The 19,077-nt window shown below is 66.7% G+C and carries 13 protein-coding genes; 5 read left to right on the forward strand and 8 right to left on the reverse strand.

Going from position 1 to position 19,077, the window contains the following annotated elements:
• Nucleotides 1-209: 209 nt before the first annotated feature.
• The gene (locus DFR29_RS05700; protein ID WP_133817625.1) at nucleotides 210-1,523 is read right to left on the reverse strand and encodes a sugar MFS transporter; all 1,314 of its coding nucleotides are present in this window, start codon (nucleotides 1,521-1,523) and stop codon (nucleotides 210-212) included.
• Between the two features lie 391 nt (nucleotides 1,524-1,914).
• Between DFR29_RS05700 and DFR29_RS05705 the strand changes: the two genes are divergently transcribed.
• The 5 genes from DFR29_RS05705 to DFR29_RS05725 all read left to right on the forward strand — a co-directional run bounded on the left by DFR29_RS05705 (nucleotide 1,915) and on the right by DFR29_RS05725 (nucleotide 10,050).
• Nucleotides 1,915-2,946 (forward strand): glucokinase, encoded by a 1,032-nt coding sequence (locus DFR29_RS05705; RefSeq protein WP_243745971.1) that lies wholly within the window; start codon nucleotides 1,915-1,917, stop codon nucleotides 2,944-2,946.
• 159 nt (nucleotides 2,947-3,105) lie between these two features.
• A complete protein-coding gene (locus tag DFR29_RS05710; RefSeq protein ID WP_133817627.1) occupies nucleotides 3,106-5,793 on the forward strand; it encodes a TonB-dependent receptor in 2,688 nt (895 codons plus the stop codon).
• Nucleotides 5,794-6,033: 240 nt separating this feature from the next.
• Nucleotides 6,034-8,373, forward strand: coding sequence for a beta-N-acetylhexosaminidase (locus tag DFR29_RS05715; protein ID WP_166653899.1), 2,340 nt, complete (start codon nucleotides 6,034-6,036; stop codon nucleotides 8,371-8,373).
• 181 nt (nucleotides 8,374-8,554) lie between these two features.
• Nucleotides 8,555-9,061 carry a hypothetical protein gene (locus DFR29_RS05720; protein ID WP_133817629.1) on the forward strand — a complete coding sequence of 169 codons (507 nt, stop codon included), beginning with the start codon at nucleotides 8,555-8,557 and terminating at the stop codon, nucleotides 9,059-9,061.
• Complete coding sequence (locus DFR29_RS05725) at nucleotides 9,061-10,050, forward strand: GlxA family transcriptional regulator (RefSeq protein ID WP_133817630.1); 990 nt, start codon at nucleotides 9,061-9,063, stop codon at nucleotides 10,048-10,050. The genes DFR29_RS05720 and DFR29_RS05725 overlap by 1 nt, the downstream gene beginning before the upstream one ends.
• A 21-nt stretch (nucleotides 10,051-10,071) precedes the next feature.
• Here DFR29_RS05725 and DFR29_RS05730 read toward each other — a convergent pair whose 3' ends face one another.
• From DFR29_RS05730 to DFR29_RS05760, 7 genes are all read right to left on the reverse strand, one after another.
• Complete coding sequence (locus DFR29_RS05730; RefSeq protein WP_133817631.1) at nucleotides 10,072-10,908, reverse strand: aldo/keto reductase family protein; 837 nt, start codon at nucleotides 10,906-10,908, stop codon at nucleotides 10,072-10,074.
• Nucleotides 10,909-11,025: 117 nt separating this feature from the next.
• Complete coding sequence (locus DFR29_RS05735) at nucleotides 11,026-12,099, reverse strand: hypothetical protein (RefSeq protein ID WP_133817632.1); 1,074 nt, start codon at nucleotides 12,097-12,099, stop codon at nucleotides 11,026-11,028.
• 192 nt (nucleotides 12,100-12,291) lie between these two features.
• Nucleotides 12,292-13,320, reverse strand: a complete 1,029-nt coding sequence (locus DFR29_RS05740; protein ID WP_133817633.1) for an aldo/keto reductase — start codon at nucleotides 13,318-13,320, stop codon at nucleotides 12,292-12,294.
• Nucleotides 13,321-13,490: 170 nt separating this feature from the next.
• On the reverse strand, nucleotides 13,491-14,789 hold the full coding sequence (locus DFR29_RS05745; RefSeq protein ID WP_133817634.1) for a hypothetical protein: 1,299 nt from the start codon (nucleotides 14,787-14,789) through the stop codon (nucleotides 13,491-13,493).
• Nucleotides 14,786-15,304 (reverse strand): RNA polymerase sigma factor, encoded by a 519-nt coding sequence (locus DFR29_RS05750; RefSeq protein ID WP_133817635.1) that lies wholly within the window; start codon nucleotides 15,302-15,304, stop codon nucleotides 14,786-14,788. Before DFR29_RS05750 ends, DFR29_RS05745 begins: the two co-directional genes overlap by 4 nt.
• Nucleotides 15,305-15,651: 347 nt before the next feature.
• Nucleotides 15,652-17,547, reverse strand: coding sequence for an ABC transporter ATP-binding protein (locus DFR29_RS05755; RefSeq protein ID WP_133817636.1), 1,896 nt, complete (start codon nucleotides 17,545-17,547; stop codon nucleotides 15,652-15,654).
• Nucleotides 17,548-17,670: 123 nt separating this feature from the next.
• Nucleotides 17,671-18,897, reverse strand: coding sequence for a M23 family metallopeptidase (locus tag DFR29_RS05760; protein WP_166653900.1), 1,227 nt, complete (start codon nucleotides 18,895-18,897; stop codon nucleotides 17,671-17,673).
• Nucleotides 18,898-19,077: the final 180 nt, after the last annotated feature.

A 19,077-nucleotide genomic window follows, 5' to 3' on the forward strand; every position in this document is an offset into this window, starting at 1 on the left:
GGCGGGCCTTGCAAGGTGCTGCGGTTGCTGTTCGCGGTCGGCGCCCGCAGGCGCATACCAGGCAGGATTGTGACCAGAAACCGTGCGGGAGGCCAGACGCCTTTGGGCGTAGGCGAAGAGAAGCGTCGAACACTGCGGCGCGCCGCACGGGCGCCTGCGCCGGCCGGTCGGCCGCGCAGGCGCTCGCGCTGTGGCGTGTTTCTACGGCTTCAGGCCAGTGCTGTCTTGGCGGGTGCGGTGGCGTGCCGGCCCAGCGAATGGCCTTTCAGCGAGTAGAAAAGAATATACAAATAGCAGGGTACGGCGATCAGCAGAAACACCAGTTGAAAGTTGTACACGTCCTTGTACACGGCAAATACGCGCGGAATCACCGCGCCACCGGCAATACCCATGACCAGCAGGGCCGAGCCTTTCTCGGTGAAACGGCCGAGGCCGGCGATGGCCAGCGGAAAGATTGCCGGCCACATCAGCGCATTGGCCAGGCCCAGCGCGGCGACGAAGCCGACCGAGACATAGCCGTGGGTGAGGTAGGCGGCGAAGCTGAAGATCACGCCCAGCACGGCGGAAATCGCCAGGCCGCGCTCCTGCGAGATGATCTTGGGAATGGTGGCCAGGCCGATCAGATAGCCCAGCAGCATGGCGGCCAGGGTGAAGGCGGTGAAATACGTGGTCTCCTCGCTGGGAATGCCGAAGCTCTTGCCGTAGGTGCCGATGGCGTCGGCGGCCAGCACTTCCACGCCGACGTACAGGAAGATGCACAGCACGCCGAGCAGCAGATGCGGGAACTGCAGCACGTTGCGCTTGCCGCCAGCGGTGGCGCCGGTATCGACGGCATTGGCTTCCGACGACTTCAGCTCGGGCAAGGGCGAGCGCAGTATCCACACGGCCAGCGCGGCGAGGATCAGCGCCATGGTCATGTACGGCCAGTAGATCTGTGCGGCGAACTGGTCGAGCAGCTCGTGCTTGATTGCCGGCGTTGCCGCGGCGGCGACCTTGGCTTCCAGCGCACCCACGTCTTTCATCACCAGCACGCCGATGACGATGGGGCTGAGAATGCCGGCGACCTTGTTGCAGATGCCCATGATGCTGATGCGCACGGCGGCGCTGTCGATGGGGCCGATGATGCTGATGTACGGGTTGGACGCGGTCTGCAGCACGGCGAGGCCAGAGCCGATCACGAACAGGCCGGCCAGGCAGGCGGGATAATTGCGCATTGTTGCAAACGTGCCAAATATCACCGTGCCCACGGCCATGGCGCCGAGGCCCAGTGCCATGCCCTTCTTCATGCCGGTGCGTTCGAGGATCAGCGACGAGGGCAGGGCCAGGAACAGGTAGGCCATGTAGAAGGCAAAGGTGACCAGGAACGCCTTGGCGTCGGTGTCCAGGTCGAAGGCCAGCTTGACGAAGCCGATCAGCGGGCCGTTGATCCAGGTGACGAATCCAAAAATGAAAAACAGCACGCCGATGATGACGATGGAGCTGCGGTAATTGGCGGATGACGCCGCCGTAGTGGCGCTGGACATGCCTGTATTCCCCGTCTGCTTGCCTGGCTGGTAACCCGTCGACCGCGGCAGATGCGCCGGGACGCGGGACTAGTAACGTTGTCATATCTTGCCCCGGAAAGCGCGCAATTGCACCTGCTGGAAATGTTGCGCTGCAAGGTGGAAATCGGTCAGGTCGTGGCCACGTGACCGGTTCGGTGATTTCGTCAATTGTTGTTATTAAACATCGTTCTACGCGCCATGCTGCAGACCAGTTCGGCGCCGCGGCCGGCGCGCCGGCGGGGCGCGGATGCAGTCCGGACAATTGGGTGTACAAATGCGGTTGACAACGTTGTCAGAAAAGTTTCAGACTCGGCCCCCGTTGGGGTAGCCGTGGTGGGACATGGCATTCCCGGGAGCTTGGGAGGAAGGCGTGGCAGCAGCAGCCAGTCAGCGATTTGCCGAGGTCACGAATGCGCCGGCTGCGCCCTTCGTCGCGGCCGACGTGGGCGGAACCCATGCGCGGGTAGGCCTGGTACGCCAGTCCAGCCCGGGCTCTTCCGCCGTTACCGTCGAGCGCTACGACAAGTTCGTCTGTGCCGATTTTCCGAATCTCGGCGTGTTGCTGCGCCAGTTCCTGCAGTCCATGGGCGATGTGCACGTACAGCGCGTGGCCATTGCCTGTGCCGGCGTCGCGGTTGGCGACAGCCTGGTCAATGCCAATCTGCCCTGGTCGGTGTCGCTGGCGGAAATCCGCCACGAGATCGGCGTCAACGAGGTCTACCTGGTCAACGATTTCGAGGCCGTCGCCTGCGCCACGCACTATCTGCGTGCGAGCGAATGCGTGCTGCTGCCGGGTGACGCGGAACATGCGGCGCAGGGGCCGACGCTGATCGTCGGTCCGGGCACGGGCCTGGGTGCGGCGGTGCGCATTCCGGGCAACCGCCATCCGCTGGTGCTGGCGACCGAGGCCGGCCAGGCTTCGCTGGCGCCGGGCAACGAGCTGGAAATCGAGATCCTGCGCATCCTGATGCGCCATTCCGCCCATGTCAGCAACGAAACGGCTTTGTCCGGGCCGGGGCTGGTACAAATCTACACGGCGCTGTGTTCCCTTCGCGGCGTGCCGGCGGTATTGCGCGCGCCGGCTTCGATCACCGAGGCGGCCCTGGGCGCACACGATGCGCTGGCCATCGAAACCCTGAATCTGTTCTGTGCCTGGCTGGGCAGCGTGGTCGGCGACCTCGCGCTGAGCTGCGGCGCCCGCGGCGGCGTGCACCTGGCCGGCGGCATCCTGCCGCATATCCGTCAGTTCCTGCTGCACTCGAATTTCAGCGCGCGCTTTCTCGCCAAGGGCGTGATGCGCCCGGTGCTGGAGCGCATTCCGGTAAGCCTGATCGACCACGGCCAGCTCGGCGTCGTCGGCGCGGCCTGCTGGCTGCTGGATTCGCGTCACGGCGAAACCTAGAAAAATTGAATTTGGCATTCCGCGCGGAGTGCCACCTTATGGAAGACGTGGGTCACAGGATGCGTAGGCAAGCTGTACTGAACCGGGATCCGTAAGGCGAGGTTGCGCGCGCAGCCAGCACCAGGCGGCAACAACTAAACGGTAGGGAAGGGGAACACCATGATTCATCGTAGAAACCTGCTCGCCCTGAGCATCGTCACTGCACTGAGCTTCTACGGCGTGGCGCACGCCGAAACCGCGGCGACCACCGCGACGGAAAATGCCGTCAATACTGACGCAGCCGGCCCGGCCGGCACCGCGCAGGAGCTGGAGGAAGTCGTCGTCAAGGGCATCCGCCAAAGCCTCAAGGCCTCGCTGGATACCAAGCGCGAAGCCGATGCGGTGGTCGAGTCGATCACGGCCGAGGACATCGGCAAGTTCCCCAACACCAACGTCGCCGAGGCGATGGCGCAGATTCCGGGCGTCACCATCGACCGCCGCTTCGGCCAGGGCGAGCGCGTCAGCATCGACGGCACCGATCCTTCGCTCAACCTGTCGTTCATCGACGGCCACCCGGTGGCGCAGTCGATCTGGCTGTACGGCGAGCAGCCCAATCGCGGCTTCGACTTCACCCTGATTGCGCCGGAAATCCTCGGCCGCCTGGAAATCTACAAGTCGCCCGAAGCGCGCCTGCCGGAAGGTTCCATCGGCGGCACCATCCTGATGCATACGCGCAAGCCGCTGGATCTGGAAAAGAACACGCTGAGCGGCTCGGTCGGCTACAGCTACAGCGAGCAGGCGTCCAAGGGCAAGCCCAACGCCTCGCTGCTGTACAGCGTGAAGAACGACGCGGAAACCTTCGGCCTGGCCATCGCCGCGCAGCATTACGAAGAGCAGGTCGACCGCCAGGGTATCGAGATCTTCGGCTACGTGCCGGCGTCGACCTTCGCCAACGCCACCGGCGTATCGCCGACGACGATGGTGCCGAACTCGGTCAATGCGGCCTGGTTCCAGCAGACACGCAAGCGCAACAGCGCTGTGGTCAACCTGGAATTCAAGCCGAGCGACCAGCTCCATATCAACCTGAACGGCATGTACATTCGGGAAAATTTCAACAATTACAACCAGTCGGTATACAGCTTCACCACCTGGCTGCCGAGCACGGTGGCGGCGGTGGACCGTCTCGGCGACGTGCGCGGCGGCGTGGCCCAGAGCGGCCATTCCAATGCCAACGGCGGCGCGGTGATCTACGACAACCAGGCACGCGAGTCGGAAGTCACGACCAAGGGCCTGGACCTGAACGCGAAGTACTCCGGCGATGGCTGGGACCTGGGCGGCCAGATCGGCCGTTCCAAGTCGGAAAACCCGAACATCACCCAGTGGTTCATCGAACCGGTGTATTTCGGCGGCTTCAGCTGGAATACGCGCACCGGCGTGACCTTCGACGACCCGACCGCCGCACGCAATCCGGCCAACTGGCGCGATGCGGGCTGGATGGGCAACCGCGGCATCTTCTCCTCGGAAGGCGAAGACACCTACGGCCAGCTCGATTTCAGCAAGAGCTTCGACGGCATATTCCATCAGCTGCAGCTGGGCTATCGCCACAACAAGCATGAAGAGTCCTACGGCCTGGCCGTGTACGGCGGCGTGCGCCTGGGTTCGCTGGCCGACGTGGGCACCATCGGCTATGCCGACACCATGGACGCGTTCAACGGTTTCTCCAGCGGCCACGGCCAGCACATCTATGTCGGCCGCGACAACGTGATCCGCTGGGTCAGCGGCTCGCCGATCAACTACGCGGCGCCGGACCCGGGCTCGACCATCAACAACACCTGGGCGCTGGACCAGACCACCGACGCGTTCTACGCCCAGCTGAACTTCCAGACCGACGGCAATTTCCACGGTAACTTCGGCCTGCGCTACGTCGATACCGAAACCAATGCCACGGGCTACAACCCGGGTGGCGCGGCGCCGGTGCTGCCGGCACCGGTGTCCTGGTGGCAGACCAAGACCAGCCAGTACGACAAGGTGCTGCCCTCGTTCAACCTGATCTACGACGTGGCGCCCGACGTGGTGCTGCGCTTCACCGGTGCGGAAGTCATCGCCTGGGCGCCGTACAACCAGATGGTGAACAACACCTTCCTCAACGATTCCACCCAGACCGGCGCCGGCGGCAATGCCGACCTGGGTCCGTACGAGTCGAAGAATTTCAACTTGTCGGCAGAGTGGTATTTTGCTGAATCGTCGGTGCTGGCGGCCTCGGTGTTCTACAAGGACGTGTCCAACTACATCGACCGCGTGGCGCGCATCGAACGCCAGTACAACTCGATCCGCGACAACAACCCGGACCAGTGGGGCGGCATGGTCGGTTTCCGCGGCTGTACTGCCGACGGTTTCTGCGACTACAGCATCAGCCGTCCGTACAACGCCGGCAGCGCGACGATCAAGGGCTTCAACCTGAACTACCAGCAGCCGTTCTCCGACACCGGCTTCGGCGTGGTCGCCAACTACACCTTTGCCGACGGCGAGACCGACCAGGGCAATGCGATGCCGTACCAGTCGAAGAACTCGCTGACGGTGAGCCCGTATTACGAGAAGGGCCCGCTCAGCGTGCGCATCAACTACAACTACCGCAGCAAGTACCTCGCCGGCGGTTACGTAGCGGGTGCGGCACCGGCCAGCGTCGACGACTACACCGAAATCGGCGCCACCTTCGGCTGGAACTTCACCGAGCACCTGGGCATGACCTTCGACGCGTCGAACCTGACCGACGAAAAGTACACCCAGTACCTCGGCACCAAGGACTACATGGCTGGCCAGTACTCCACCGGCCGCCGCTACATGCTGACCCTGCGCGCGAACTTCTGATCGCCGCCGGTGCCGCCGCTCGCCGTGGGTGCGTCGAGCGGCGGTGGTTTTGGCAAAGACTCCAACGTGGTGGTGTTTTAGGGCCGAGAGTGGATCTCGGCCCTTTTTTTAAGCGCGCATCCGGCACTGGCCGCTGCGGCGGCAACTGGCCCGCCGCGCGAGCGTTTCGTGATCGCCGCCCTGTCGCCGGGCGCGTTGCCGATGCGAAGATCCGGGCGATGATTTTCCGAGGTGATGATGATGTCCTTGCGCAGATCGGTTTTCCTTGCTGCCGCCGCGACCCTGCTGGCCGCGTGCGCGCACAGTCCCGACAAGCCGGCGGCCGTGGCCAAGGCCGGCGCCGACAGCGTGACGCTGGATTCGATCGTGCCCCTGCCGGCGCGCGTGCAGCCCGCGGCCAAGCCCGCGACCGTGCGCGTCGATGCAGCGACACCGCTACAGGCCTGCGGCGAACCGGCCCAGGCGGCAGCGCAGTATTTCGTCGAACTACTGGCGCGCACGCGCCAATGGAATTTGGTTTCGGGCTGCGTGGACAAGCCTGCCGACGGCATCCGCTTTGTGCTCGACGCGGCCGCCACGACGGCCGACGAGGGCTATAGCCTCAGCGTACAGGCCGGCGTCATCGACGTGCGCGCGCGCAGCGAGGCCGGGCTGTTCTACGGTGCGGTGTCGCTGTGGCAGCTCATCAGCGCGCGCGACGACGCGGCAGTGGAACTGCAGGCCGGCCGCATCGACGATGCGCCGCGCTATGTCTGGCGCGGGCTGATGCTGGATTCGGCGCGTCACTACCAGCCGCCGGCCTTCATCGAAAAACTCATCGATGCGATGGCGCTGCACAAACTCAACACCTTGCACTGGCACCTGACCGACGACCAGGGCTGGCGCATTGAGATCAAGAAATACCCGCGCCTGACCGAGGTTGGCGCCTGGCGCGTGCCGCCCGGCCCGGCCGCGGCCAAGGACATCGACGCGGCCACCGGCAAGCCCCGCCTGTACGGCGGCTTCTATACCCAGGACGAGATCCGTCATCTGGTCGCTTACGCGGCGCAGCGCCATATCACCATCGTGCCGGAGATCGACATGCCCGGCCATGCGCAGGCGGCCATCGCGGCGTATCCCAAGCTCGGCACCGGCGACAAGCCCAAGGTGTCGGTGGACTGGGGCGTGCATACCTATTTGCTGAATGTGGACGAATCCACTTTCGAGTTCATCGACGGCGTGCTCGACGAAGTGGTCGACCTGTTTCCCTCGACATACATCCATATCGGCGGCGACGAGGCGGCCAAGGACCGCTGGGCCGCCTCGAAAAGCGTGCAGGCCAAGCGGCGCAAGCTGGGTCTTGCCGACGATGCGGCGCTGCAGTCCTGGTTTGTGCACCGGCTGGAGCAGTCGCTGGAGCGGCACGGGCGCAAGCTGATCGGCTGGGACGAGATCCTCGAAGGCGGCAAGCTGCCGGAAAGCGCCAGCGTCATGTCCTGGCGCGGCACCAAGGGCGCGATCGATGCCGCCCGTGCCGGCCACGACGTGGTGCTGTCGCCGTCGCCGGACCTGTACATCAACAACCTGCAGAGCGATGCGCCGGACGAACCGCCGGGCCGCTACGACGCGGTGGTGACGCTGGAGAAGCTCTACGGCTTCGAGCCCACGCCGGCCGAACTCGATGCGCAGCAGGCGCGCCACGTGCTGGGCGCGCAGGCGAATCTCTGGGTCGAGCACATCCGTACGACCGAGCGGGTAGAGCATGCGGTGTTCCCGCGCCTGGCCGCGCTGGCCGAGGTCGACTGGAGCCCGCGCGAACGGCGCGACTGGAACGGTTTCCTGCAGCGCCTGCCGGCGCAGCTGCGGCGGTACCGCAGCCTTGGCATCGACTACGCCGATTCGGCCTTCGCCGTGCGTGCCGCGGTGCAGACCGACGCGCAGGCGGCCGATGCCGTGACGGTGACCCTGGCGAACCAGACCGGCTTCGGCAGCATCCGCTATACCCGCGACGGCAGCACGCCGCAGGCGGATTCGCCGGCCTATACCGCGCCGCTGCAACTGCCGTTGGGAACGACGCTGCAGGCGACGGCCTTTGCCGGCAGCCAGGCGCTGGGCAAGCCCCTGCAGCTGAGCCTGGACGCGAGCACGCTGCGCCGCCGTAGCAGCGGCGAGCTGAAACCCTGCCGCGACAACGGCCTAGTGCTGCGCCTGGAAGACGACGCGCCGCTGCAGGGTCTGCGCAAGTTCTATAGCGTGGACATTTTCGATGCCTGCTGGATCTGGCCGCAGGCGCCGCTGGCCGGTGCGCGCGAGATCGCCATCGATGTCGGCAGCATTCCGTACAATTTCCAGTTGTGGCATGACATCAAGCACGTCAAGCGGCGCAAGCCGGCCACGGCCCAGGGCGAGCTGGAAATCCGCCGCGGCAGCTGCGAGGGCAAGCCCTGGCTGCGGCTGCCCTTGAAACCGGCGCTGGGCAACCCCACGACCACCACGCTGCGCGCCACGCTGCCGGAAGGCCTGGCCGCGCAGGATCTTTGTTTCGTGTTCACGCGGCCGGATACCCGGACGCTCTGGACGATCGACGCCGTGCAGCTGTAAGCCGCGTCGCGCTGGCGGGACTGCGAAATTCGCGGTCCCGTCGGCGTTTCTGGCGAATCCGGCATCGGCGCCGTGGCGGAAATCCCCTGGCGGATTTCGCCATCAGGATTGCGATTCCGCCACCGGTGCGGCAGTCTGCCCAGGCCTAGCATGGACACACCCTCCCCCAAGGACGCGTGCCATGAAATCCCTGAAACGTCTTGCTCTGCCGCTCAGCCGTATCGCCGTGCTGCTGTTCGCGTTTGCCGCCACCGGCGTACAGGCCGCGCCACCCGCGGCCGACAACCCCATTCTTATCGACAGCGCCAGCGTGGAACCGCTGCCCGGGCGCGACTACAGCATGCGGCTGGACCTGGCGGCCGCACGCTTCGAGCAGATCGATGCGCAAAGCGGCGAAGTGCATGGCCGCGTGTTCAGCGCCGAATGCGCCGCCAGCCTGGCCGAAGGCCTGTGGCTGGCCGTTCCGGCCGGCGAAGGCCGCCTCGACCTGCTGCCGCTGGGTGCTACCGAGGCCGCTGCAACGGCTACCGCTGTCGCGGCGGGCTGCCGCACCTTGCCCTCGCAGGGCGCCACCCTGCCGCCGGCGCTGGTAGCGCAGATCGCCGGCAGCGGCGGCGGCGTGATCTTTGTCGATAATTCCACATTGAACAATGCCGGACAGGTCGCCGCGCGCGAGGTCGCGCGCTGATGACACTGCGCATCGGTCTGCTGATCCACGAGGCCGCGATGGTGTCGACGGTGGCAGCACCGCTGGACACCTTGCGCACGGCGAACAAGGTGGCACACCTGCTCAACCCGGCGGCGCCACCGCCGGTATCGGCGCGCGTCGTCGCCACGCGCGCCGGACCGGTGCGCCTGACCGGCGGCATCACCTTCGAGGCCGAGCTGTGCCGGCCGGACGAATTCGATGTGCTGCTGGTCAGCGCGATCGACTATTCCAATATCGGCGAGCTGGTGCGCCGGCTCGATGCGCTGGTGGCCGAACGCGTACTGCTGCGCCGCTGCGCCGAAGCCGGCGTACGCCTGGCCTCGTCCTGCAATGCCTCGCTGCTGCTGGCCGAGGCCGGCCTGCTCGACGGTCGCCGCGCCACGGTCAGCTGGTGGCTGGCCAACCTCATGCGCGAACGCTATCCGCTGGTAGACCTGGCCGCGGAGGAGCTGCTGGTCGACGAAGGCGACATCGTCACCGCCGGCGCGGCGACGGCGGGTTATGAGCTGGTGATGCAGATGCTGGAATGGGCCGGCGGCAAAGGACTGGCGCATAACGTGTCACGCCTGATGCTGGTCGACCGCGAACGCCAGAGCCAGGCGCCGTATATCAGCCTGGCGCTGACCCAGCGCCCGCGCCAGGGCCTGTCCGAGCGGGCGGAAAAATGGCTGCAGAAGCGCCTGCACGAAAGCATCAGCGTGCGCGATCTGGCCGACCACTGCCGCGTCAGCGAACGCACCCTGCTGCGCCGCTTCCACGAAGATTTCGATGCCACGCCATTGGAATATGTACAGAAATTGCGCGTGGAGCGGGCCAAGGCGCTGCTCGAAACCACGCACCTGTCGTTCGAGGAAATCGTCGGCCGCTGCGGCTACCAGGATGTCTCCAGCTTCCGCCGCCTGTTCAAGCACGTGGTCAGCATGACGCCGAACGACTATCGCGAGCGCTATCGCCTGCGCGGGCGTTGATGCGGCTGCCCGGCAGAGCGTCTACAACAAGGCCGTGACGCGGGCGCAATCGGCCTCGCTCAGGGCGAAATCGAATATGGCCTGGCTTTCGCGCAGATGAGTCAGCGACGTGGTGCCGGTCAGCGGCACCACGTCGTGCTGGATCAGGTAGCGGAACAGGATCTGCGCCGGCGTGCGCGCATGTGCCGCTGCCAGATCGAGCACGGCCTGGCTGCGCAACAGCTGCGGATTCGCGCTGAGCGTCCAGAAGCTTTGATAGACCACGCCGTTGGCGCGGCAGAAGGCGCGGATCTCGCGGTCATGGCCGGTGTCGGCGTAGAAGCGGTTCTGCACGATGGACGGCTTGATGCGCGCGTCGCGCCATAGCCGCTGCAACTCGTCCGGGTCGTAGCAGTTGCTGATGCCGATCAGGCCGACGCCGCCTTCGTCGACCAGGCTTTCCAGCGTCGCCCAGGCGTGGCGCATGGCGCTGCGGTCGCGCAGCGGGGAATGCAGCAGCAAGGCATCTAGATACGTCGTGCCGAGGTTGCGCTGCGACACGGCGAAGGACTGGCGAATCTGCTGCGCGATATCGGCGGTTGCGTCGTAGGGAATGCGGGCGGGATCCTGCCCGGACAGCGGCGTGAACTTGCTCTGCAGATAGAGCGTTTCGCGCGGCAGTGCTGCCGCGGCAATGCCTGCACCGACGCCGGCCTCGTCGTAGTGCTTGGGCTGGCAGGCGGTGTCGATGCCGTCGAAGCCGTGGCGCAAGGCCGCTTCGACCCAGCGCGCCGTCTGCGCCTTCTTCCAGGCAGTGCCGTAGAGCAGGCGCGGCATGCGGCGGCCGTTGGCGAGCAGGCGGTGGCGGGTTTCGCTCATGGGCGGATCAGCCTGCAAAGCCCGTGGCAGGAACGGGGTGGCCGCTGCCGCGGCTGGCCGTCAAATAGACAGCAATCTGGAAATGGCTGCGTGTGCGCAAATGGATACGTCCGGCGTTCATTCGTGCCCGTCCAGGAAGATCGTGTCCGCACTGACCGCGGTACGCGCGCACTGGTAGGTTTCGGCGATGCGCGGGCCGGTGTCGATGATCTGGAAGTCGCTGGCCAGTACGTCCTGGGCGTTCGGGGTCTGGTCGAACACGCGCGAGCCGATGCCGAGTTCGGCCCAGCTGTGCGTGGTATAGCGGTCGCTTTCCGCCGTCAGCGCGATATTGCCGCCGTCGGCCAGCACGATGCCGTAGCGCTGCATGGTGCGCAGGATCACCTGCGCGGCAGCCGAGTAACCGGTCATGGGGAAATCCGCGCGCAGGCGCAGGCGCGAGCCGTAGGGCACGCTGCCGGCCGGACCGCTGGGCCCGCCCGCATGCGTGGCCGGGCGCACGTATAGCTTGCCTTCGTCGCCGCCCAGGGAAATATCGCTGGCCATGCGGGCATTCGGCAGGATGAAACGCAGCGCATGGCCGATGTCGCCGTCGGGCAGCTGCATCGCCGCATGCACTTCGTCGGCGTTGAACAGCAGCGGTGCGATCGGAAAACCGGCCGCGTCGGCGCTGGTGCAGTGATCGCCGCGGCCGGTGCCCGGATAGTTGGTACGCAGATGCCATTTGACCAGGCACTGTGCTTCCAGCGAGCCGCTGCCGCTGGCGGTGACGTGATAGGCCTCGAACACGGTGTCGCCCTGCACCACGAGCAGATGGCAGTCGTCGTTCTCGTTGTCGCAGGTCAGTCCGCTGTTGCCTTCGATGGCCGCATTCGCCGGCACTGGCATGCTGCTGCCCAGCGGCTCGCAGTCGGGGCTGTAATAGTCGTCGTAGGGATAGTCGACGATGCTGCGCGTGGGGCTGCCCGCCGCGGCGCGCACCACGTTCATGGCGAAATCGATCTGCAGCCGGCCGAAGCCGAAGCCGCCCAGGCCGGACAGCGTGGCGATCATGTCGGCGGACTGTGGATGCAGCGCCGCGCCGGCGATGTTGCGGTTCCAGGTGGAACTGGGCGGAAAGCGCGGCAGCGTCTCGGCGCTGGCGACGCTGGCGCAGGCCGCGAGTGTGGCGATCAGAAACAGGCGTTGCATACATCCCCCGCACGGTTGCCTGGTGCCGGCGCATTCTGCGCCAGGCGCGGGGGTCGCGCTGCGGCAGGTGCAACAGTTGTGTCTGGCGGACGGGTTTCGCGGGATGGCCGACGCTGCCCGCCGGACGGCGGACAGCGCGGCAGATTGCGCCCGGAGCGGCGACTGTCGCCGCGCCACCGGGCGGGGCGGTTATCAGACTGGCGTCGGATTGCGGTAGGCAAACCCCGCCTGGTGCCAGTACGGGTAAGGCTTGGTGGTCTGGCTTGCGGCATCCAGCCTGGCCACCTGTTCGGGGGTCAGATTCCAGCCGACCGCGCCAAGGTTCTGCTTCAGCTGTTCCTCGTTGCGCGCGCCGATCACGACGGTGCTCACCGTGGGGCGCTGCAGCAGCCAGTTCAGCGCGATCTGCGGAATGCTCTTGCCGGTTTCCGCGGCGATTGCGTCCAGTACGTCGACGACTTTGTACAGATATTCCTCGTCCACCGGCGGGCCGTAGTCGGCGGTCGCATGCAGGCGGCTGGTCTCGGGCAGTGCCGCACCGCGGCGCAGCTTGCCGGTCAGTCGGCCCCAGCCCAGCGGACTCCAGACGACGGCGCCGACGCCCTGGTCGGCGGCCAGCGGCATCAGCTCCCATTCGTAGTCGCGTCCGATCAGCGAGTAATAGGCCTGGTGCGCCACATAGCGCGACCAGCCGTAGCGGTCGGCCAGGGCCAGCGATTTCATCAGATGCCAGCCGCTGAAATTCGACACGCCGAGATAGCGCAGCTTGCCCGCGCGCACCAGATCGTTGAGCGTGGACAGGGTTTCCTCCAGCGGTGTGCGCGCGTCGAAGCCGTGCAGCTGGAACAGGTCGATATAGTCGGTGCCCAGGCGCTTGAGGGCGGCGTCCACGGCGTTGATCAGGTGATAGCGCGACGAACCGACCTGGTTTTCGCCGTCGCCGAAGCGGAAGGTGGCCTTGGTCGAGAGGATCAACCCGTCGCGGGGGCGGCCCTTGATCGCTTCGCCGAGAATCGATTCGGCCGCGCCCTTGGAATACACGTCGGCGCTGTCGAACAGGTTCAGGCCGGCATCGAGGCAGACATCGACCAGGCGCCGCGCCTGGGCCACATCGGTATTGCCCCAGGCACTGAACAGCGCGCCCTGGCCGCCGAAGGTGCCGGTGCCGAAACTCAGAACGGGTACACGAAAGCCGGAATTGCCCAGGTAGCGGTATTCCATGAACGCTCACTCCATGCAGAAAAGTGGGGGCGGCAACGCGGGCCCTGCGCCGCCGCCGAGCCAGCGAACTGGGGCTGCGGCGGCGGCGATTCACCAGCGACTTTGGTCGGCTTGCTTCGCTGCTGCGGCGCTGCTGGTTGTGCGCAGTTGCGCGGCGGGGGCGGCTGGGCTCACGCCGCCTCGCGCTGCGGCGGCGCCGGTGTCTCGTCCGTGGCGACGGCGGCGGCCAGCGCGCGGCTGCGGCTCAGGCTGCCCAGGCTCAGCGCTTCGATGGCCGCCGCGGCGAAGGCGGAGCCCTGCCGGCGCCAGCGCCGCCAGAGCAGGCCCATGGCCAGCAGCGCCAGCGTGCCCAGGCCCAGCCAGATCGCAAGGCCTAGCGTGCGCGCCAGGTCGACCGCGCCCAGGCCCAGGCCCAGCACCTGCAGCAAGGCCAGCACCAGCAGCGGCGTTGCGACCACGTACGACTGCAGCAGCACGCCGCGGCCCCGATTGAAGCCAGCCAGCCGTGCGGCCCAGGCCTGCAGGCCGGTACGGGGACGGGCGAGGACGTCGTGGTGCCACACGCTGCCGATCAGCCAGCCTATGCCGCACAGGTGCAGGAAAATCCCGGGCAGCAGGGCGCTCAGCTGGCCGCCGTGGCGGGCGTTGAAGCCGCCGCTGCAGAGCACCAGCAGCGTGATCAGCGCGAGTCCTGCATCGATGCGCCAGCGCAGCCGGCGGCGCGCCTGGTCCAGCGGTGCCGGCAGCACCTCGCCGCTGCGCTGGTGCAGGGCGGCGCCCGGGCCCAGTTCGCTGAGCTGGCGTTCGAAGGCCAGCTGCTGGTCCAGCCCGTCGCTGGCGCGCTGCCAGTCGCGGCCGGCGGTTTCGTCGACGAAGCGCCGCACGGTTGCCGATTGCGGTCTGGCCCGTGCAAACCAGCGGAAAATGCCGTCGAGGACGGGAATCGCCACCAGACCCAGCGCGATGTTGCTGGCCACGACGCTGAAGGGCAGCCGCTGCAGCAGATCGACGCCGGCCAGCGCCTTCACCACCACCATCACCAGCGGCAGCCACAACAGCAGCGACAACAGGGCGATGCAGCGCGCCATCTGCACGCGGCGCGCACGCAGCACGTCGTATTCGGCGCGCAGTTGCAGCAGCGGCATGCCGAAGTCGAGCTGTTGCAGGCGCAGCCATTCGCGCAGATCGACGCTGAACTGGACCAGGCCCAGGCCGGCCAGCGGCAAGGCCATCAGCACATAGGCCAGTTCGTGACGCTGGGCGATCATGAAGGCGGCCAGCGCAGCCACCGCGATGGCGTCGAACAGCAGTGCACGCAGGCGGCTGCGTTTCTGCCGGTTCAGGGCGGTGGCCGTGTGCGCGGTCAGGCTGCGGCGCACGGCGTCCACATCCAGTTCCAGCTGTTCGTCCAGTTCGCGGCTTTGCGCCGCCCAGCGGGTTTTCAGCATGTCCAGGTCGAGGGTGTTCACGGGCTTTCCTCCGCAGCGGCGTAGTCACGCTGCAATTTCTGCTTGATGCGATTGATGCGGGTGGCGACGTTGCTGGCGCTGAGGCCGACCATCGTGGCCATTTCGTCCTGCGAATAGCCTTCGAGATACAGCAGGATCAGCGCGCGGTTCACTTCATCCAGCCGCGCGATGAGCTGGTGCAGGGCGCGCAGGTCGTCGCCTTCCGCATCGAGCACGCGGTCGGCGGCGGCCAGGTCCATGCCGAATTCCTCCAGCGGCAGCGCATCGCGGATGCGCCGGCTTTCGCCGCGGTAGAAGGAAATCGCCACGTTCACGGCAATGCGCTGCATCCAGGCGGAAAACCGGCCGGCCGGATCGAAGCGCGGCCAGGACTGCCACAGCTCGACCACGATTTCCTGGATCAGGTCGCCGCGGTCCTCGCGCCGGTTGCAGTAGGCATTCGCCACTTTGTAAAGAATGGCTTTGTGCTGCTGCAGCTGGCCGAGGAAGGCGTGGTCGGTACGGGTTTCGCTCATGATGGAGGCGGGCGGGGACGGAACCGGGCTGGTTCCGTAGAGCTTATTCGCCGGGACAAGGGGAAATATCACAGTGACCTCCGTTGCAGGAAGCCACGTATGCGTACGGACTGGACCACCCGGCTAGCCGGACGGCTTGGATGGGAAAGGTGCATGGTTCGCTCCGAAAAAACGGGACTGGCGCGGCGCTGTCCTGTTTATTCGCCGGAGCGGGCGGAAATATCACAGCCCGTCCCGAGGTCGCGATGGAGAGCCGGTACCGCATCGCGACGCGGCGACCTGTAGGGCGCGATGAGCGCAGCGAATTGCGCCGCCCGTGCTGACAGGCGCCGGCGCGCACCCTGCTGTCAGCGATACCCCGCCGCCTGCAATTCGAACAATTCTGCATAGCGGCCGCCCTGGGCCAGCAGCTCGGCATGCGTGCCGCTGGCTTCGAGGCGGCCATCGGCCAGTACCAGGATGCGGTCGGCCATGCGCACGCTGGAAAAGCGGTGCGAGATCAGCACGGCCGTGCGCTGGTCGGACAATTCCTTGAAGCGCTGGAAAACCTCGAATTCGGAACGCGCATCCAGCGCTGCGGTGGGCTCGTCCAGGATCATCACCTGGGCGTCGCGCATATAGGCGCGGGCGATGGCGATCTTCTGCCACTGGCCGCCGGACAGGTCGATGCCGTTCTTGAAGCGCCGGCCTATCGGCTGTTCGTAGCCCAGCGGCAAGGCCTCGATCACGCTGTCGGCCATGGCGCGGCGCGCGGCTTCGCGCACGCGTTCGCCGTCGTGCATGGCGTCGATCTGGCCCACGCCGATGTTTTCGCCCGCTGTCAGGTGGTAGCGCACGAAGTCCTGGAAAATGACGCCGATGTTCGCCCGCAGCTGGTTCAGGTCGTAGTCGCGCAGGTCGCGGCCGTCGAGCAGGATGCGGCCTTCGTCGGGGTCGTACAGGCGTGCCAGCAGCTTGACCAGGGTGGTCTTGCCGGCACCGTTCTCGCCGACCAGGGCCAGCACTTCGCCTTTGTGCAAGGCGAAATTCAGGCCGCGCAAGGCCCAGCGCTGCGCATCGGGATAGCGGAAGCCGACGTTCTCGAACACGAAGCCCTGCACGATGGGCTGCGGTACCGGCACGGCGTCGGCGGGCGAGACGATTTCCGGTTCGATGTCGAAGAAGGCGAACAGGTCGTCGAGATACAGCGCCTGGCTGGCGACCTGGGAGAAGCCGACCAGCAGGCCTTCCAGCAGCTGGCGCAGGCGGCGGAAACTGCCGGCCAGGAAGGTGAGGTCGCCGATGCTGAAATCGCCGCGCAAGGTGCGCCAGGCGATATAGGCGTAGGCGATGTAATAGCCCAGCGTGCCCAGCCCGGTCAGCAGCACGCCCCAGGCTGCGCGCCGCCGCGCCAGGGCGCGATTGGCCTGGAAAAACCCCTGTGCCAGGTCGCGATAGCGGGCGATCAGGTAATGGTGCAGATTGAAAATCTTTACTTCTTTCGCTGTCTCCGCGCTGGCGCCCATCTGGCGCACGTATTCGAGCTGGCGCCGCTGCGGTGTCCAGGCGTAGTTGAGCGAATAGCCCAGCGCATTGAAATGCGCCTCGCCGACGAAGGCCGGCACCAGCGCGACGATCAGCAGCAGGATCAGCCAGGGCGCGTAGACCAGCAGGCCGACGCCGAAGCTGGCGACAGTGATCGCGTCCTGCACCTGGTCGAACAGCTGGCTCATCAGGCTCATGCGGCCCATGGTCTGGCGCCGCGCACGGTCGAGCTTGTCCTGCAGTTCGGGGTCTTCGAAGTCTTCCAGGTCCAGTGTCGCCGCGTGCTCCATCAGGCGCACGCTGGTGGCATTGGTGAACAATTCCGACAGCAGTGAATCGCCGTAGCCGATCAGGCGGCCGAGCAGATCCGACACGATGGCCAGGCCGAATTCCAGCAGCAGCAACAGCAGCAAGGTATCCAGCTGGCCGCCGTGCCAGGCCGCTGCCAGCGAGTCGGATACGCCGCCGGCGCCGACCAGGCGCACGGCTTCGTCGATGATCAGCTTGCCCACGTAGAGCAGCGCCACCGGCACGAAGGCACGCAGCAGGCGCAGCGCCAAGGTGAGCACGGTCAGCGCCGGGCTGGCCGTCCAGATCTGGCGCAGGAACGGCGGCAGGTTGCGCAGGGCCTTGAAGCGTTCGCGCAGGCTGGGTTTGCTGCTGCGCGCAGGCTCGGCGCCGCCGGGCTCGGCCGGCTTCGCGGGTGGGGCTTGTGGCATGGCTATCCGGGTCGGGAGGGGCGCGGACTGGATAGCATCGATGGCGGTCAGGGCGCCAGCGGCGCGAGCCGGCGTGGGCGGTTGCGCATTGGCCCGTAGACCGTGCGGCGCAATTGGCCGTGCTTATCGCGTCCTGCGGGGCGACAGCAGGGTTGCGGCGGCGCGTTCGCGGCGCACGGCGGCGTCACGGGCCTGGGCTTCGCTGCCGACGAAGAATTCCACGGCGTAGCGGCGGCCATGAAAGTCGGCGGCGAAGGTCCAGTAGCCCAATGGCGCATCGGCCGGCAGGTTCTGGCTCCAGCCCCAGGCCGTGCCCGCGTAGAACGGCCGCGGCAGGCTGGCTTCGGCGAGATCGTATTGCCAGTTCGTGAACACGCTGCCGTCGGGCCGCAGAATGGAAAATTGGCTAATGTCGCCATTGCGGTGGTCGCGAAACGCGGCGAATGCCAAGAAACTCTGGCCCGGCGCGACGCTGTGCAGCGCATAGGTTTCCTCGTTCACCGGCTGGCCGTCGACCAGGCCGCAGCGCAGCGACTGCGGCTCGGCCGCATGCAGCGACAAGGTGTTGATGGCCGGGTCTTCGTACGGCTGCGCGATCTGCCACAGATCGGGCGCGGCATTGCAGGCACCGTTCTTCGGATCGACGACGCGGCCGGCGGCGTCGTGCAGCTCGAAATGCAGGTGCGGGCCGGTGGACGAACCCGAGCTGCCGACCAGGCCCAGGTATTCGCCCGGCTCCACGCGTTCGCCGGGCTGCCTGGCGGTGACGCTGTCGCGTTTCATATGCCCGTACCAGGCCACGCTGCCATCGTCGTGGCGGATGTACACGGCATTCCAGGGCAGATCGCCCATGGCGCAGGAACGATCCGGGTTGCCGTCGCTGCGCAGCACGATGACACCGGCCGCGGCGGCGACGATGGAAATATCGCCTGCGTCCATCGTGCGCCAGGGAAATGGCCAGATGAAGTAATCGGTGCCGCCGTGGTTGTAGCCGCCGGCATTGTCGTAGGTGCGGCTGCCGCAGACGTAGTCGCGTACGTGATTCGGAAACGCCGCGTCGTGATCGACGAAATTGGACACGCCGTGATAGCCGAAATAGCCCGCAGGATTGGCGCGCAGCGGCCATTGCAGGCGGGGCAGGCCGTCGGCCTTGCGCGACGGCAGCGCGGATTGCACGGCGGCCGAAGTCAGTGCCTGGTCCAGCTGTTGCTGGATCTGCAGGCGCTGCGATGGGCTGAGTTCATCGCCGAACGCGGCGGCCTCGGCCAGCCACTGCGCATCGGGCGGGCGTGCCGGTGCAGCCGGGGCGAGCAGCAGCAACAGCGCGGTGGCGGCGGCGCGATATTTCATCGGCGGGCGGGTTTCCCAGGTCGCCGCGACGATACCACTGCGGCCAGGCCGCACCGGCGATACGCGTGATTTCCGCAAACTGGCTGTGTCCTTGCGCACGCGGTCGGCGGTGTGCGGCGCTCTAGCCTGTGCACAGGGGCAGGCCGCCGCCACCGCGCTGCGGCACACAATCACTCTGTC

It is taken from the genome of Tahibacter aquaticus, assembly GCF_004363655.1.
GTDB lineage: Bacteria > Pseudomonadota > Gammaproteobacteria > Xanthomonadales > Rhodanobacteraceae > Tahibacter > Tahibacter aquaticus.

What these genes read in the sequence shown, in the direction of transcription:
- DFR29_RS05735 (WP_133817632.1), bottom strand. Translation starts at nt 12,099, where the DNA reads ATGCAACGCCTGTTTCTGATCGCCACACTCGCGGCCTGCGCCAGCGTC.
- DFR29_RS05710 (WP_133817627.1), top strand. Translation starts at nt 3,106, where the DNA reads ATGATTCATCGTAGAAACCTGCTCGCCCTGAGCATCGTCACTGCACTG.
- DFR29_RS05750 (WP_133817635.1), bottom strand. Translation starts at nt 15,304, where the DNA reads ATGAGCGAAACCCGTACCGACCACGCCTTCCTCGGCCAGCTGCAGCAG.
- DFR29_RS05720 (WP_133817629.1), top strand. Translation starts at nt 8,555, where the DNA reads ATGAAATCCCTGAAACGTCTTGCTCTGCCGCTCAGCCGTATCGCCGTG.
- DFR29_RS05755 (WP_133817636.1), bottom strand. Translation starts at nt 17,547, where the DNA reads ATGCCACAAGCCCCACCCGCGAAGCCGGCCGAGCCCGGCGGCGCCGAG.
- DFR29_RS05700 (WP_133817625.1), bottom strand. Translation starts at nt 1,523, where the DNA reads ATGTCCAGCGCCACTACGGCGGCGTCATCCGCCAATTACCGCAGCTCC.
- DFR29_RS05740 (WP_133817633.1), bottom strand. Translation starts at nt 13,320, where the DNA reads ATGGAATACCGCTACCTGGGCAATTCCGGCTTTCGTGTACCCGTTCTG.
- DFR29_RS05715 (WP_166653899.1), top strand. Translation starts at nt 6,034, where the DNA reads ATGTCCTTGCGCAGATCGGTTTTCCTTGCTGCCGCCGCGACCCTGCTG.
- DFR29_RS05725 (WP_133817630.1), top strand. Translation starts at nt 9,061, where the DNA reads ATGACACTGCGCATCGGTCTGCTGATCCACGAGGCCGCGATGGTGTCG.
- DFR29_RS05730 (WP_133817631.1), bottom strand. Translation starts at nt 10,908, where the DNA reads ATGAGCGAAACCCGCCACCGCCTGCTCGCCAACGGCCGCCGCATGCCG.
- DFR29_RS05760 (WP_166653900.1), bottom strand. Translation starts at nt 18,897, where the DNA reads ATGAAATATCGCGCCGCCGCCACCGCGCTGTTGCTGCTGCTCGCCCCG.